Raw genomic sequence first — 13,983 nt, forward strand, 5'->3', positions numbered from 1 at the left:
ATGTGCGCACTTCTCGCTAGCGTGGGGACGTGCACCAACACACCACTGCCGACCTGTACTTGCGCCTGTCCCTGGACCGGGAGGGCAAGACCGCGATCGACCGCCAGGAAGCGGACTGCCGCGCGTGGGCAGAGCGCAACGGACTGACCGTCCGCAAGGTCCACATCGACCGTGGACGTTCCGGTTACAAGAACGTCAGCCGCAAGGGGTTCGATGCGGCGATCACAGCGGCCACGGCCGGCGTCGTGGGCGTTCTGATCGTCTGGAAACTCGACCGCCTGTCCCGCAAGGGCATCGGCGAGGTCGGCAAGGCGCTGGACGACATAGGCCGGGCCGGCGGACGGCTGGTCTCCGTCATGGACGGCCTCGACACGAAGAACGACAGCGCCCGGGTCACCATCGCGATGCTGGCGGAACTGGCCCGCAACGAGTCCCGCAATCTCGGGATGCGCGTCGGCAACGCCAAGCGGTACCTGCGTCAGCGGGGCCAGTGGATCGGCGGACAGCCGCCTTACGGGCTGCTGGTGGACCCGGAGGCGAAGAAGCTCGTCCACGACCCCGAGACCGCCGTCTACGCCCGCCTGATCGCCGACGAGGCGCTCTCCGGGAAGGCCCTCGTCCACATCGCCCGGTTGCTGAACGAACACGGGGTGGAGTCCGCCCGTGGAGGCGAGTGGAACTCGTCCAGCGTCATGCAACTCCTTCGCTCACCGGCCTTCGCCGGTCTCATGCCGCAGACCGAGTACGAGGAGCAGCCGGACGGGACACGCAAGTACATGAACCGGGTCTCTCCCTACCGGGATCCCGAGACGCTCGAAACCGTGGGTATCGGTGAGGGGATCATCACGGTCGGGGAGCGTGAACTCATCCTCCGCCAGCTCGAAGCGCGGACGTTTCCTCTGGCGGGAAAGCGGCACGGCCACAAGCAGGGCAAGTCACTGCTCACTGGCATAGCGCGTTGTGGGCTCTGCGGGGCACGGATGAGCAAGGCCGGCACGTCGTACCACTGCTCCAGCCACCGGATGGGGCGAGGATGCTCCGGCGTATCGGCTCGGGTCGAGAGCATCGACGACTACGTGACCCGGGCATTCCTCTCGCGCCTGCCGTCCCTGGAGCCCCAGGACCCGCTCCTCGCCGTGATCGCCGATCGCTGGGTACAGCGGGAGGACCCGGAGGTTTTCGCGAAGCGGGACGCGATCGAGGCGGAGATCGCGGACGAAGGGGCCCGTCTGGCGGACCTGGAGGAGGCCAGGTACCTCCGTGGCGAGTTCACCGGCGCAGACGCGATCGACCGGTACGACCGGCTCGCCGGACGACTTCGTACCCGGATCGAGGGGCTGCGCGCCGACCTACTGCGGATGCCGACCCCTTCCGTGGACATCTCTCCTCTCCTGGACGCGGGCCTGCTGCGTGAGGCTTGGGAAGCCGACGATGCGGCCGGAAGGCGTGAACGCCTGGGCCTCGCAATCGATCGAGTGGAAGTCCGCCGAGGCAGGGTGGGCGTGAGGTTCGACGGCGACGAGCGCTGCCGGATCGTCTGGGCGACGGGCAACCGCGCGGTGCCTGAACCCGGACTGCCAGTGGACCTCCGAACCGACCGGGAACGCTGACGTGTGCACCGACAGGTGCACACAGCACACCGGCCGGACCGGTCACATGACCTTCCTCCGGGAGTTCTCGGAAGTCGCCGTGGTGGAGCGGGTGCCCTGAGTCGCTTCGTACGGGCGTGATCCCGCCTTCACACGGGGATGGCAAGCTTGAAACATGAACGATGCTGCCTCGGCGCCCACCCCCGCGCCCGCGCCCCGCCGTGCCCGTGTCCGTGCCCCCGAGCTGATCGGCAAGGGTGGATGGATCAACACCGGCGGCAAAGATCTGAAGCTGGCCGACTTCCGAGGTCGCACATTGATCCTCGATTTTTGGACCTTCTGCTGCATCAACTGCCTGCACGTCCTCGACGAGCTGCGCGAGCTGGAGGAGAAGCACCGCGACACCGTGGTGATCGTCGGGGTGCACTCGCCGAAGTTCGTGCACGAGGCCGACCACGCCGCCGTCGTCGACGCCGTCGAGCGGTACGAGGTGCACCACCCCGTGCTCGACGATCCCGAGCTCGCGACCTGGAAGCAGTACGCCGTGCGGGCGTGGCCCACGCTCGTGGTGATCGACCCCGAGGGGTACGTCGTCGCGCAGCACGCCGGCGAGGGGCACGCGCACGCCATCGAGCGGCTCGTCGGGGAGCTGGAGGCCGAGCACGCCGCCAAGGGGACCCTGCGGCGCGGCGACGGGCCGTACGTGGCGCCCGAGCCGGTCGCGACCGACCTGCGCTTCCCCGGCAAGGCGCTGCTGCTGGCCAACGGGAACCTGCTCGTGTCGGACTCGACGCGGCACCAGCTCGTGGAGCTCGCCCCCGACGGGGAGAGCGTCGTACGGCGCGTCGGCAGCGGGGAGCGCGGCTTCGGGCCGGACGCCTTCAGCGAGCCGCAGGGCCTGGCGCTGCTGCCCGACGGCCGGGTGGTGGTCGCCGACACCGTCAACCACGCGCTGCGCACCTACGACCCCGCCACCGGTGCCGTCGAGACCGTCGCCGGTACCGGACGCCAGTGGTGGCAGGGCTCGCCCACCTCCGGTCCCGCCCTGGAGGTGGACCTCTCCTCCCCCTGGGACGTGGCCTGGTGGCAGGGCCGGGTGTGGATCGCCATGGCCGGCGTGCACCAGCTGTGGACCTGGGACCCCGAGGCGGGGACCGTCCAGGTGGCCGCCGGGACCACCAACGAGGGGCTCGTGGACGGCCCCGCCGCCGAGGCCTGGTTCGCGCAGCCGTCGGGGCTGTCGGCCGCCGGGGACCGGCTGTGGATCGCCGACTCCGAGACCAGCTCCCTGCGGTACGCGGAGCCCGACGGCGCGGACGGCTACGTGATCCGCTCCGCCGTCGGCACCGGCCTGTTCGACTTCGGCCACCGCGACGGCGACGCCGCCCAGGCCCTGCTCCAGCACCCCCTCGGGGTGACGGCCCTGCCGGACGGCTCGGTCGCGGTCTGCGACACGTACAACCACGCCCTGCGCCGCTTCGACCCCGCCACCGGGCAGGTCACCACCCTCGCCACCGACCTGCGCGAGCCCAGCGACGCCGTCCTCGTCGGCGAGGACATCGTGGTCGTGGAGTCCGCCCGGCACCGGCTGACCCGGCTGCGGCTGCCCGAGGAGGCCGTACGGGTCGACGCGGTCGCCCACCGCACCCGGCGGGCCGCCACCGACGTCGCCCCGGGCACGCTCCGCCTCGACGTGGTCTTCCAGGCCCCGGCCGGGCAGAAGCTCGACACCCGCTACGGGCCCTCCACCCGGCTGCTGGTCTCCTCGACCCCGCCGGAGCTCCTCACCGCCGGGGAGGGCCCCGGCACGGACCTGTTCCGCGAGCTCGCCCTGAACCCGGAGGTCACCGAGGGCGTCCTGCACGTGTCGGCGATGGCCGCCTCCTGCGACGACGACCCGGCCAACGAGTACCCGGCCTGCCACGTCCACCAGCAGGACTGGGGCGTGCCGGTCCGCGTCACCCCGGACGGCGCCGCCCGCCTCCCCCTGGTCCTGGCCGGCCTGGACGCCTGAGCCCCCGCCACGGCCGGCCCGCACGGTCCGGCCGTGGCCGCTCAGCCCTCCAGGAAGGACAGGAGGGCGTTGGCGAGGAGGAACGGGTCGTCGGCGCCGCAGAGTTCGCGGGCGGAGTGCATCGAGAGGATCGCCACGCCGATGTCCACCGTCTGGATGCCGTGGCGGGCGGCCGTGATCGGGCCGATCGTGGTGCCGCAGGGCATCGAGTTGTTGGAGACGAAGGTCTGCCACGGCACCCCGGCGCGCTCGCACGCCCCCGCGAACACCGCGCGGCCGCTGCCGTCGGTCGCGTACCGCTGGTTGACGTTGACCTTCAGGATCGGGCCGCCGTTGGCCCGCGGGTGGTGCGAAGGGTCGTGCCGTTCCGCGTAGTTGGGGTGGACGGCGTGCCCGGTGTCGGAGGACAGGCAGATGGTGCCGGCGAAGGCCCGCGCCCGGTCCTCGTAGCTGCCGCCGCGGGAGAAGACAGAACGTTCCAGCACGTTGCCGAGCAGCGGCCCGTCGGCGCCGGTGTCGGACTGCGAGCCGTTCTCCTCGTGGTCGAAGGCCGCCAGCACCGGGATGTGGTCCAGGGCGGGGTGCGAGGAGACGGCGGCGAGGGCGGCGACGCCCGCGTGCACCGACAGCAGGTTGTCCATGCGGGGTCCGGCCAGCAGCTCGCGGTCGCGGCCCAGATAGGCGGGCGGCTCGATCGAGTGGACCATCAGGTCCCAGCCCGCCACCGAGCCCTGGGGCAGGCCCTCTTCCTCCTCCAGGAAGGCGATCAGGTCGCCCTCGCGGGCGTCGCCCAGACCCCAGATGGGCTGCATGTGGCGCTGCTTGTCCAGCTTCAGCCCGTCGGTGTTCACCGACCGGTCCAGATGCACGGCGAGTTGGGGCACGCGCAGCAGCGCGCGGTCCACGTTCACCAGCCGCTCGGTGCCGTCGCGCAGGGTCAGCCGCCCGGCCAGGCCCAGGTCGCGGTCCAGCCAGGTGTTGAGCAGGGTGCCCCCGTAGATCTCCACGGCGACCTGCCGCCAGCCCTGCGAGCCCGTGTCCGGGACCGGCTTGACCCGCAGGTTGGGGGAGTCGGTGTGGGCGCCGACGATCCGGAAGGGGGTGTGCGCGGCCGCGCCCTCCGGCACGTACCAGGCGATGAGCGCGCCGCCGCGCAGGACGAACCGGCCTCCCGTGCCCGAGTCCCAGGCGTCCTGTTCCGACAACTGCCTGAAGCCCGCCTTCTCCAGCCGCTCCGCCGCGTTGGCCACGGCGTGGTACGGCGACGGACTGGCCGTCAGGAAGGTCATCAGGTCGTCGGTGTGGCCGCGGTCGAAGCGGGCGGGAGAGCTCATGTGGTTCACCTTAACGACGGTCGTGTTCGCCATGTCCGGACTGCGGCGGATAGCCGAAACGTCGGGGGCCGGGGGCTCTTTGGCCCCGGGACCCCGTCGTTCTCAGCCCGGCGGACGCTCGAATCTGCGCTGCAGTTGCCGACGCTCGCCCCGGCGGATGCGCGGGAGCATCTCGGGGGTCTGCGGCGGCCGCTGCGCGCGTCTTCTGCGTCCGGCGCAGAAGATACAGGCCTCACCGGGAGGGGCATCGGGGTCCACCGGCGCGCCCGGGTGTTCGGAGCATCCGGAGGCCCCCCGGGGCCGGGACAGTTCGCGCGCGACGATGAAGGCCCGGTGCAGGTCGTCGGCGATGCGCACGAAGTCCTGGTCGGGTGAGCCGAGCGTGAGGTGGAAGCGCTGCTCGTCGATCGTGCGCAGGTACTGCCGGAGCATGTCGAGCGTGTACGGGGGCTCGGGCACGGGGTAGCCGAGGCGGCGCTGCTCGCCCGCCGCGGCGGGGCCCGCGGCGCGGCCGCCCTGGAGCCGGCGGCCGAGGCGGCGCCGGTCGTTGCAGATCAGGCAGCGGCCCCAGCCCTCGGGGGCCTCGGGGTCGAGGGCGCCGTTGGGGTGCTCGGGGCAGCCCGTGTAGCTCTTGGCGGGGGCGAGGGCGGAGGCCGTCCGGAAGGCGACGTACAGGGCGTCGGCGACGGGGTCGTACTCGGCCGGGTGCGCGCCGTCGTAGAGCTCGGTGATCCGGTCCCCGAGGGCGCCCACATTGGCCTGCAGCTCCTTGAGGGCGTACGGCCGCCCGGTGGGGACGGAATACCCCCTGCTGTTGTGCTGCTCCTGTGGACTCATGCCTACGAGCGTCCCATGAACGACCGACATCGGGGAAAGCCGCCGGCGGGGTGGGTCCGGTCACACCAGCGGCCGGGCCTCCGCTGGGAGGCCCGGCCGCTGTGCGTACACCGCGTACGAGGGGTGCGCCCCGCAGGGCGGCCGGCTAGAAGGCGGCCTCGTCCAGCTCCATGAGGGAGTTGTCGACGGCCTCGGCCAGCGCGCGCTGGACGGAGACGCCCGGCAGCACCTGGGAGGCGAAGAACTTCGCGGCGGCGATCTTGCCGGTGTAGAAGGCCACGTCCTTGGCGGAGGCGGTGGCGAGCTTCTCGGCGGCCACGGCCGCGCCCTTGAGCAGCAGGTAGCCGACGACGACGTCGCCGGAGGCCATCAGCAGGCGGGTGGTGTTCTGGCCGACCTTGTAGATGTTCTTGACGTCCTCGCCGGTGGCGGTGAGGTCGACGATCATCTGGCCGACGATGGCCTCCAGGTCCACGGCGGCCTTGGCGAGGGCGTCGCGGGCGGGGGCGAGGTCGTCGCCGCCGGGGCCCTCGGCGAGGAACTTCTTGATCGTCTCGGAGAGGACGTTCAGCGAGGCGCCCTGGTCGCGGACGATCTTGCGGAAGAAGAAGTCCTGGCCCTGGATCGCCGTGGTGCCCTCGTAGAGGGTGTCGATCTTGGCGTCCCGGATGTACTGCTCGATCGGGTATTCCTGGAGGTAACCGGAACCGCCGAAGGTCTGCAGCGACTGGGCGAGCTGCTCGTAGGAGCGCTCCGAGCCGTAGCCCTTCACGATCGGCAGGAGCAGGTCGTTCAGGCCGATCTCGGCGGAGGCGTCCTCGCCCGCGGCCTGCTTGACCTGGATCGTGTCCTGGACGGAGGCGGTGTACAGCACGAGGGCGCGCATGCCCTCGGCGTACGCCTTCTGCGTCATGAGGGAGCGGCGCACGTCGGGGTGGTGCGTGATGGTGACCTTGGGGGCCGTCTTGTCCATGAAGTTGGCCAGGTCCGGGCCCTGCACGCGCTCCTTGGCGTACTCCAGGGCGTTCAGGTAGCCGGTGGAGAGCGTCGCGATGGCCTTCGTGCCGACCATCATGCGGGCGAACTCGATGATCATGAACATCTGGCGGATGCCGTCGTGCTTGTCGCCGATCAGCCAGCCCTTGGCGGGGTGCTGGTCGCCGAAGGTCATCTCGCACGTGTTGGAGGCCTTGAGGCCCATCTTGTGCTCGACGTTGGTGGCGTACACACCGTTGCGCTCGCCCAGCTCGCCGGTCTCCCAGTCGAAGTGGAACTTCGGGACGAGGAAGAGGGACAGGCCCTTGGTGCCCGGGCCGTGGCCTTCGGGGCGGGCGAGGACGTAGTGGAGGATGTTTTCCTCCATGTCGTGCTCACCGGACGTGATGAAGCGCTTGACGCCCTCGATGTGCCAGGAGCCGTCGTCCTGCTGGACGGCCTTCGTGCGGCCCGCGCCGACGTCCGAACCGGCGTCCGGCTCGGTCAGCACCATGGTGGAGCCCCAGCGCTTCTCGACGGCGATCTCGGCGATCTTCTTCTGCGCCTCGTTGCCCTCTTCGAAGAGGATGCCGGCGAACGCCGGGCCGGAGGAGTACATCCACACGGCCGGGTTCGCACCGAGGATCGTCTCGGCGAACGCCCAGATCAGGGAGCGGGGCGAGGTGGTGCCGCCGATCTCCTCGGGCAGGCCCAGGCGCCAGTACTCGGAGTCCATGAAGGCCTTGTAGCTCTTCTTGAAGGACGCCGGGACGGGCGCGGTGTTCGTGGCCGGGTCGAAGACCGGCGGGGTGCGGTCGGCGTCCTCGAAGGAGGCGGCCAGCTCGTTCTCGGAGAGCTTGGTCATCTCGCTGAGGATGGTCCTGGCGGTCTCGGTGTCCATCTCACCGAACGGGCCGGTGCCGTACACGTTGTCGCGTCCGAGCACCTCGAAGAGGTTGAACTCGATGTCGCGGAGATTCGACTTGTAGTGCCCCATGGCGACGGCTCCGTTAAGGCTCGGGGAGACAGGTTCCTCGTACATACCAATCGGTAACGTCATGATGCTACCCGTCGGTAATAAGGCGCAACCCTTCAACGAAGACTGTGACCAGCGTCAAGCCAGGGACGCTGGAGCGCCGCCGGGGCACCGGCCCGGCGGCGCCGGGGCGTCAGGCCGCGGCCCCCGCGGGCTCCGGGAAGGCCAGGCGCGGCGAGCCGCCCGCCCACCAGACGCCGATCACGAAGGCGGCCGTGGCCTCCACGTACCCCGCCCGGTCCAGCCCGCCCGCGGGCATCGGGCTCCACCCCATCCCCGTGATCAGCTCCTCCACCCGACCCGCCGCCGCCGGGTCGTCCGCGCAGAACGGCACCGCGGGGGCGGCGCCGTCCCGGGTGACCGGGGGCCGGTCCCACATGCTCACGTGGGCCAGGTTGAAGGCCTTCACCACGTGTGCGCCGGGCGCCGCCGCCGCGATCAGCCCCGCCACGCTCCGTCCGCCGCGGGTCGTGAGCATCACCCCGCCGGGGCCGGGCTCCAGCGCGTTCGTGCAGTCCACGACGGTCCGCCCGGCCAGCGCCCCGGCGTGCTCCCGCGCCAGGTCCGGGGCCGCCCCGGCCGGTACGGCCAGCAGCGCCACCTCCCCGTACGCCGCCGCCTCCGCCGGGGACCCGTGCCCGGCCGCCCCGATCCGCCGGGCGAGCACCGCCGCGGCCGCCGCGTCCCGGCCGCCCACGAACACCTCGTGCCCGGCCCGTACCCAGGCGCCGCCCAGGGCCGCCGCCATCGCTCCCGTACCCATGACACCGATCCGCACGGTCCACCCCTCTCCTCGTCGAGTGGCCGACGCTACGGAGACCGACGCACACCGCCCGGTGTCCATCGTCCGGGGCAGGATGACCGCATGGACACGCCGACCGACCCGTCAGACCCGTCCGAGGGCCTGCCCGACATCCCGTACACGGCCGACTGCCGGGCGCGGGTCGCCTTCGAGGTGCTGGCCAAGCGCTGGGACAGCGTCGTGGTCTTCACGCTCGGCGTGCACGGCCCGATGCGGCCGCGCGCGCTCGTCGCGCGGATCGGCGGGATCAGCCCGAAGGTGCTGAACGAGGCGCTGCGGCGGCTGGAGTACAACGGCCTCGTCGAGCGCCGCCCGTACGCCGAGGCCCCGCCGCGCGTGGACTACGCCCTGACGGAGGCCGGCACCGCCCTGCTGGTCCCGATGCGGGGGATGGGAGCCTGGGCCGCGCGGTACGCGGACGCGGTGCTCGACGCGCAGGACCGGTACGAGGGCCGCTAGGGGCGGGGTAGTTCGGCCCAGACGGTCTTGCCGCCCGGCTCCCGCCGCACGCCCCAGCGCAGCGACACGGCGGCCAGCAGGGCCAGCCCCCGCCCGGACTCGTCGGTCTCCGCGGCCTGCCGCGGCGCGGGCCACGCGTGCGGACCGGGGTCGGTGAGCTCGACCCGCGTACGGGTTGCCCTGCCGGTGACCCTCAGGGTGACGGGGGTGCCCTCGCCGAGGTGGGCGATCACGTTGGCCAGCAGCTCGCTGACACAGAGCTCCGCGTCGGGGCTCGCCCCGGCCCCGAGGTGCTCGCGCACGGCGTGCCGCAGCAGGGGCGCCGCCTGGGGGACGGCGAGCAGCCGGATGGTGAGGCTCACCGCGAGGTCAGCACTTCGGCGAGCCGCCGCGCGGTGGCGGCGTTGCAGTTGCCGAGGGCGATGAGGGGCGGGGACTTGGACGTCCCCGCGTACGAGGGCAGGTGCAGGTCCAGCGAGGGCAGCGTGATCCCGTGTGCCGCGAGGGCGGCGCGGAGTTCGGTGAGGGCGGTGATCGCTACGCGGTCGCCGTCGTGATCGCTCATGGGGGGATTTCCGTTCCTGTGCGGAGTGTGACGAAGCCCTCACAGGCTGACGCGGCGCCGCGTACCGTGGGAAGGGTTTCGGCTCCACAGGACGAAGTGTGGAAAGCAGGCCCTGGCGATGGCCGCACGCAAGGACATTGACGGCTCGGAGAGCGTCCCGGCGTTCTACGGCAAGGAGCTGCGCTGGCGGCGCGAGAAGGCGGGACTGACGCTCCAGCACCTCGTGGAGGGCAGCTTCTACGGCGTCAGCTACCTCAGCGAGATCGAGCGTGCCCAGCGCCGCATGCCGCAGGATTTGGCCCGGCACGTGGACCAGGTGCTGGGTACGGACGGCTTCTTCGAGCGGTGCTGCGAGGACGTCCGGAATGCCCCGCAGGGACCGCACGCCAAGTACTTCGCGCCGGTGGCGGAGAAGGAAACGCGGGCGCGGACCATCGAGGAGTGGGCCAACGCACTGATCCCCGGACTGCTGCACACGGGACCGTACATCCGGGCGATCATCCATGCCACGCACCCGCTGGAGTCGGCGGAGGAGGTCGAGGCGAGGGTGCAGAAGCGGCTGAAGCGAGGACGGCTCTTCGAGGACCCGAAACGGCCGGAGTATTGGGTGATCCTGCATGAGTCGCTGCTCAGGTATCCCCTGCTGCCGCCCCTGGAGATGGCGGATCAGCTGGACCACATCGCCTCACTGGCCAGGCGCCGCCGCATCGTTCCACAGGTCCTTCCGTGGAACGTCGTCAGCCGACCGTTCATGGCGCACTCCATCAAGCTCATGTACTTCGATGATGAGCCGCCGTTCATGTACACAGAAGGGCCCTATTACGGCCAACTCATCGACGATCCAGCCATCGTGACCGCGTATCGGAACGCATACGATCACCTCAGGGCCGCCGCTCTGTCGTCGCAGGCGTCCCTCGACCTGCTCGAATCGACAGCCGAGGACCTTCGAAATGGAACGCAGCGTTGATCTGCGCAATGCCACCTGGCGGACGAGCACCTACACCAACGGCGATAACGGCGACTGCGTCGAAGTGGCCGACGGGGTGGACGGGGTCGTGCCCGTGCGGGACTCCAAGGTGACGGGCGGGCCCGTGCTCGTGCTGTCGGCGGCGGCCTGGGGGCCCTTCGTCTCCGCACTGAAGGGCGGTACCGCCCCGGACGGTCCGCGGCATCGATAGGCTGTCGGCCATGTACGGCTACGACCAGAACCCCGGCGCTCAGCAGCAGTACGCGCAGCCCCAGCAGGGCTACGCGCCGCCGCTGTACCCCGAGCCGTCGCCGCCGTCGCTCGCGGACGCCGTTCGGGCCTTCACCACCGGGCAGCTCGCCGCCGAGGACTTCCAGCAGATCTTCGCCTCCTCGAAGGTCTACTGCCCGCGCGGGGACACCCCGGGATTCCTGGCGCTGCACAACACGCAGCAGCCGGTCATCCCGATGTTCACCACGCTCAAGGAGCTCCGCCGGTACGCCGGCAAGGAGTCCAAGTACTTCGTGATCACCGGCGCCGAGGTGATCGACCTGCTCCCCACCGGCTACGGCTTCGTCCTCGACATGGAGGGCGACCACCGGATGGTGTTCGACGCCAAGGCCGTCGAGCAGATGGTCGACTTCGCCATGCGCCGCATGTACGGCTAGGAGCCGGTCCGGCGCGGTCCGCGCCGCCGCCACAGCGCCACGCCCGCCGCTCCCGCCGCCAGGGCCGCCGCCCCGTACCCGTACAGCAGGGCCGGGTCGGGGTGGTGGGCCAGGCTGAGGCGGATGCCGGCGTAGACCGGGAGGACGATGAGCTGCCAGCGGCCGTCGTAGTCGACCCCCGCGGTGGCCCACTGGAGCAGCAGCCCGGCGAGGAACGTCAGGACCGCCCAGGCGGTGAGGTACGGCCAGGGGGAGCCGGGCAGCGGGGTCAGCGGCATGCCCGTCGCCGCCCAGCGGTGGGTGGCGTAGCCGATGGCCGTGACCAGGGCGGCGATGCCGGCGGCCCGGCCGAGGGCGGCCAGGGGTGCGGGCGGGCTCCAGCGGGCCGGGGCGACGGGATCGGGCAGGGGTGCGGACGTACGGGTCTCCATGTCCGGGAAGACCGGGCTGCGCTCGCTTCGGTTGTCATGCGTAGGACATTTGGCGGGATTTACCTGGTCAGCGGCCTGCTGCCCCCTCGCGCGCCCGTCCGGGAATGAGCCGGGCGGGTGCACTGTTCTGTGGGGTGTGGCAGAAAGTTCGACTTTCAACTAAAGTTGATGCCAGAAGGAGGTCCTGACCATGCCCGCAGTGACTGTTGAGAACCCGTTGACCCTTCCGCGCGTGGCCGCACCGCAGACGGCCGAGCCGCGCAAGGTGCTGGCCGTGTCCACGGCCCCGGGTGGCTTCGAGGGCGAGGGCTTCCCGGTGCGCCGCGCGTTCGCCGGGATCGACTACCAGCACCTCGACCCGTTCATCATGATGGACCAGATGGGCGAGGTGGAGTACGCGCCGGGCGAGCCCAAGGGCACCCCCTGGCACCCCCACCGCGGCTTCGAGACCGTCACGTACCTGATCGACGGAACCTTCGTCCACCAGGACAGCAACGGCGGCGGCGGAGTCATCAACGGCGGCGACACCCAGTGGATGACCGCCGGTTCGGGCCTCCTGCACATCGAGGCCCCGCCGGAGTCCCTCGTCGTGTCCGGCGGGCTCTTCCACGGCCTCCAGCTGTGGGTGAACCTCCCGGCCTCCGACAAGATGATGCCCCCGCGCTACCAGGACATCGGCGGCGGCCAGGTCCAGCTGCTCACCACCCCGGACGGCGGCGCGCTGATCCGCGTCATCGCCGGTGAGCTGGACGGACACCAGGGCCCGGGCATCACCCACACGCCCATCACGATGATCCACGCGACCGTCAGCCCCGGCGCCCAGGTCACCCTGCCGTGGCGCGAGGACTTCAACGCCCTCGCCTACGTCATGGCCGGCCGCGGCTCGGTCGGCGAGGAGCGCAGGCCCGTCCACACCGGCCGGACCGCGGTGTTCGGCCAGGGCGGATCGCTCACGGTGCGGGCGGACGAGTCCCAGGACTCCAACGCCCCCGACCTGGAGATCGTCCTCCTCGGCGGCCGCCCCATCCGGGAGCCCATGGCGCACTACGGGCCGTTCGTCATGAACAGCCGCCACGAGCTCCAGCAGGCCTTCGACGACTTCCAGGCGGGCCGGCTGGGCACGGTTCCGACGACGGAGCGCACGAGGTAGAAGCAAGTAGAAGCAAGCGGAAGCAGCGGGAGCGGGGCCCCGCCCCTCAGCGGGGCGGGGCCCCGGATCCGTTCCCGGCCCCGTTCCCGGCTTCGCCGTAGCGGTCGCGGAGTTCCGCGAGGGTTCCGGTGACGGCTGCCGTCAGGGGGACGGCGAGGAGCATGCCGAGGATGCCGGCGAGGCTCGCTCCGGCCGTGATGGCCAGCATCACCACCGCCGGGTGCATCTGGACCGTCCGGCTCTGGACCAGGGGCTGGAGCACGTACCCCTCGATCATCTGCACCGCCAGCACCACGGCCAGCACCCACAGGGCGATCACCCAGCCCCGGTCGGCGAGGGCGACGAGGACCGCCACGGCGCCGGAGAGGAAGGCGCCGAGGTACGGCACGTACGCGGTGATGAACACCAGCGCGGCCAGCCCCAGCGCCCCCGGAACCCGCAGTACGAGCAGGGCGGTGCCGATCAGCACGGCGTCGACGAGGGCCACGAAGGTGGTGCCGCGCATGAAGCCCTCGACGGCGCGGAAGGCCCGGCGGGCCATCGCCTCCACCAGGTCGCCCGAACGGCTCGGCACCAGCGCGCGCAGCGCGCCCGTGGCCCGGTCGGAGTCACGCAGGAAGAAGAAGACCAGCACCAGGGCCAGGGCACCGGTCGCGATCATCGAGGCGACCGCGCCGACCCCGGAGAGCAGCCCCGAGGCGGCGCTGCCGCCGAACTTCGCGAGCAGGTCCTTGGCGTTCCCGGCGACGTCCTCCAGCGAGGTCCCGGCCGCCCCGAAGTGCTCGGCGATGCCCCGGCCGGCCCGCGCCAGCGCGTCGACGATCTGATCGCCGGTCTCGAACAGCGCCAGCGCGACGACGTACGTGGCCCCGCCGACGACCGCCACGACGGCGAGGCAGGTCAGCCCCGCCGCGAGCGAACGGTTCATCCCCTTGCGCACCAGCCGGCGGTGCAGCGGCCCGAGCAGGGCCGTACCGAGTACGGCCAGCAGGACGGGCGTGACCACGCTGCGCAGGAACACGCACAGCCAGATGCCGAGCGCGAGCACGCCCGCGACGAGCAGGACGACCGCGCACCAGGCGGCCAGCCGCCGCACCGGGGCGGGAAGCAGGGGGGTCGGCATCGCCGCGGCCGCCTTTCGGGAGGTGTCCTCAGC

15 protein-coding genes are annotated in these 13,983 nt (G+C 71.6%); 7 read left to right on the forward strand and 8 right to left on the reverse strand.

Annotation, left to right across the window (positions count from 1 at the left end; all coding sequences use genetic code 11):
• The first annotated feature begins 29 nt into the window (after positions 1-29).
• Together ACFYYT_RS16635 and ACFYYT_RS16640 are read left to right on the forward strand one after the other, a co-directional pair.
• The gene (locus tag ACFYYT_RS16635; RefSeq protein WP_351823629.1) at positions 30-1,610 is read left to right on the forward strand and encodes a recombinase family protein; all 1,581 of its coding nucleotides are present in this window, start codon (positions 30-32) and stop codon (positions 1,608-1,610) included.
• A 154-nt stretch (positions 1,611-1,764) separates the two neighbouring features.
• Positions 1,765-3,603 carry an NHL domain-containing thioredoxin family protein gene (locus ACFYYT_RS16640; RefSeq protein ID WP_351823632.1) on the forward strand — a complete coding sequence of 613 codons (1,839 nt, stop codon included), beginning with the start codon at positions 1,765-1,767 and terminating at the stop codon, positions 3,601-3,603.
• A gap of 41 nt (positions 3,604-3,644) precedes the next feature.
• Here ACFYYT_RS16640 and ACFYYT_RS16645 read toward each other — a convergent pair whose 3' ends face one another.
• From ACFYYT_RS16645 to ACFYYT_RS16660, 4 genes are all read right to left on the reverse strand, one after another.
• Positions 3,645-4,937, reverse strand: a complete 1,293-nt coding sequence (locus tag ACFYYT_RS16645; RefSeq protein WP_351823635.1) for a M18 family aminopeptidase — start codon at positions 4,935-4,937, stop codon at positions 3,645-3,647.
• Positions 4,938-5,039: 102 nt separating this feature from the next.
• Complete coding sequence (locus ACFYYT_RS16650; RefSeq protein ID WP_351823637.1) at positions 5,040-5,774, reverse strand: hypothetical protein; 735 nt, start codon at positions 5,772-5,774, stop codon at positions 5,040-5,042.
• A gap of 145 nt (positions 5,775-5,919) precedes the next feature.
• Positions 5,920-7,746: an acyl-CoA dehydrogenase gene (locus ACFYYT_RS16655; protein WP_351823640.1), complete on the reverse strand. Its 1,827-nt coding sequence runs from the start codon at positions 7,744-7,746 to the stop codon at positions 5,920-5,922.
• Positions 7,747-7,918: 172 nt separating this feature from the next.
• Entirely contained in the window at positions 7,919-8,563 is a 645-nt protein-coding gene (locus ACFYYT_RS16660; protein ID WP_351823642.1) for an NAD(P)-binding domain-containing protein, read from the reverse strand.
• A gap of 87 nt (positions 8,564-8,650) precedes the next feature.
• Here ACFYYT_RS16660 and ACFYYT_RS16665 point away from each other — a divergent pair, with 87 nt between their 5' ends.
• Positions 8,651-9,046, forward strand: coding sequence for a helix-turn-helix domain-containing protein (locus ACFYYT_RS16665; RefSeq protein WP_351823645.1), 396 nt, complete (start codon positions 8,651-8,653; stop codon positions 9,044-9,046).
• Here ACFYYT_RS16665 and ACFYYT_RS16670 read toward each other — a convergent pair.
• Together ACFYYT_RS16670 and ACFYYT_RS16675 are read right to left on the reverse strand one after the other, a co-directional pair.
• A complete protein-coding gene (locus ACFYYT_RS16670) occupies positions 9,043-9,408 on the reverse strand; it encodes an ATP-binding protein (protein WP_351823647.1) in 366 nt (121 codons plus the stop codon). The genes ACFYYT_RS16665 and ACFYYT_RS16670 overlap by 4 nt on opposite strands.
• A complete protein-coding gene (locus ACFYYT_RS16675; protein WP_351823649.1) occupies positions 9,405-9,611 on the reverse strand; it encodes a hypothetical protein in 207 nt (68 codons plus the stop codon). Before ACFYYT_RS16675 ends, ACFYYT_RS16670 begins: the two co-directional genes overlap by 4 nt.
• A gap of 118 nt (positions 9,612-9,729) precedes the next feature.
• Between ACFYYT_RS16675 and ACFYYT_RS16680 the strand changes: the two genes are divergently transcribed.
• Genes ACFYYT_RS16680 through ACFYYT_RS16690 form a run of 3 tightly spaced genes read left to right on the forward strand, consistent with a single transcriptional unit; the run spans position 9,730 to position 11,246 of the window.
• Positions 9,730-10,578 (forward strand): helix-turn-helix transcriptional regulator, encoded by an 849-nt coding sequence (locus ACFYYT_RS16680; protein ID WP_351823652.1) that lies wholly within the window; start codon positions 9,730-9,732, stop codon positions 10,576-10,578.
• A complete protein-coding gene (locus ACFYYT_RS16685; RefSeq protein ID WP_351823654.1) occupies positions 10,562-10,789 on the forward strand; it encodes a DUF397 domain-containing protein in 228 nt (75 codons plus the stop codon). The genes ACFYYT_RS16680 and ACFYYT_RS16685 overlap by 17 nt, the downstream gene beginning before the upstream one ends.
• 10 nt (positions 10,790-10,799) lie before the next feature.
• Complete coding sequence (locus ACFYYT_RS16690) at positions 10,800-11,246, forward strand: SseB family protein (RefSeq protein ID WP_351823656.1); 447 nt, start codon at positions 10,800-10,802, stop codon at positions 11,244-11,246.
• Here ACFYYT_RS16690 and ACFYYT_RS16695 read toward each other — a convergent pair.
• Entirely contained in the window at positions 11,243-11,677 is a 435-nt protein-coding gene (locus ACFYYT_RS16695; RefSeq protein ID WP_351823659.1) for a hypothetical protein, read from the reverse strand. The two genes, ACFYYT_RS16690 and ACFYYT_RS16695, sit on opposite strands and share 4 nt — an antisense overlap.
• Before the next feature lie 190 nt (positions 11,678-11,867).
• Between ACFYYT_RS16695 and ACFYYT_RS16700 the strand changes: the two genes are divergently transcribed.
• Positions 11,868-12,827 (forward strand): pirin family protein, encoded by a 960-nt coding sequence (locus ACFYYT_RS16700; protein WP_351823662.1) that lies wholly within the window; start codon positions 11,868-11,870, stop codon positions 12,825-12,827.
• A 46-nt stretch (positions 12,828-12,873) separates the two neighbouring features.
• Here the strand turns inward: ACFYYT_RS16700 and ACFYYT_RS16705 are convergent, their stop codons facing one another.
• On the reverse strand, positions 12,874-13,950 hold the full coding sequence (locus ACFYYT_RS16705) for an AI-2E family transporter (RefSeq protein WP_351823665.1): 1,077 nt from the start codon (positions 13,948-13,950) through the stop codon (positions 12,874-12,876).
• Positions 13,951-13,983: the final 33 nt, after the last annotated feature.

It is taken from the genome of Streptomyces sp. NPDC002032, assembly GCF_042890765.1.
GTDB lineage: Bacteria > Actinomycetota > Actinomycetes > Streptomycetales > Streptomycetaceae > Streptomyces.

Excerpts from the sequence above, each read along its gene's own strand:
- ACFYYT_RS16650 (WP_351823637.1), bottom strand. The coding sequence starts at position 5,774 with ATGAGTCCACAGGAGCAGCACAACAGCAGGGGGTATTCCGTCCCCACC.
- ACFYYT_RS16690 (WP_351823656.1), top strand. The coding sequence starts at position 10,800 with ATGTACGGCTACGACCAGAACCCCGGCGCTCAGCAGCAGTACGCGCAG.
- ACFYYT_RS16645 (WP_351823635.1), bottom strand. The coding sequence starts at position 4,937 with ATGAGCTCTCCCGCCCGCTTCGACCGCGGCCACACCGACGACCTGATG.
- ACFYYT_RS16640 (WP_351823632.1), top strand. The coding sequence starts at position 1,765 with ATGAACGATGCTGCCTCGGCGCCCACCCCCGCGCCCGCGCCCCGCCGT.
- ACFYYT_RS16700 (WP_351823662.1), top strand. The coding sequence starts at position 11,868 with ATGCCCGCAGTGACTGTTGAGAACCCGTTGACCCTTCCGCGCGTGGCC.
- ACFYYT_RS16685 (WP_351823654.1), top strand. The coding sequence starts at position 10,562 with ATGGAACGCAGCGTTGATCTGCGCAATGCCACCTGGCGGACGAGCACC.
- ACFYYT_RS16665 (WP_351823645.1), top strand. The coding sequence starts at position 8,651 with ATGGACACGCCGACCGACCCGTCAGACCCGTCCGAGGGCCTGCCCGAC.
- ACFYYT_RS16695 (WP_351823659.1), bottom strand. The coding sequence starts at position 11,677 with ATGGAGACCCGTACGTCCGCACCCCTGCCCGATCCCGTCGCCCCGGCC.
- ACFYYT_RS16655 (WP_351823640.1), bottom strand. The coding sequence starts at position 7,746 with ATGGGGCACTACAAGTCGAATCTCCGCGACATCGAGTTCAACCTCTTC.
- ACFYYT_RS16675 (WP_351823649.1), bottom strand. The coding sequence starts at position 9,611 with ATGAGCGATCACGACGGCGACCGCGTAGCGATCACCGCCCTCACCGAA.
- ACFYYT_RS16680 (WP_351823652.1), top strand. The coding sequence starts at position 9,730 with ATGGCCGCACGCAAGGACATTGACGGCTCGGAGAGCGTCCCGGCGTTC.
- ACFYYT_RS16705 (WP_351823665.1), bottom strand. The coding sequence starts at position 13,950 with ATGCCGACCCCCCTGCTTCCCGCCCCGGTGCGGCGGCTGGCCGCCTGG.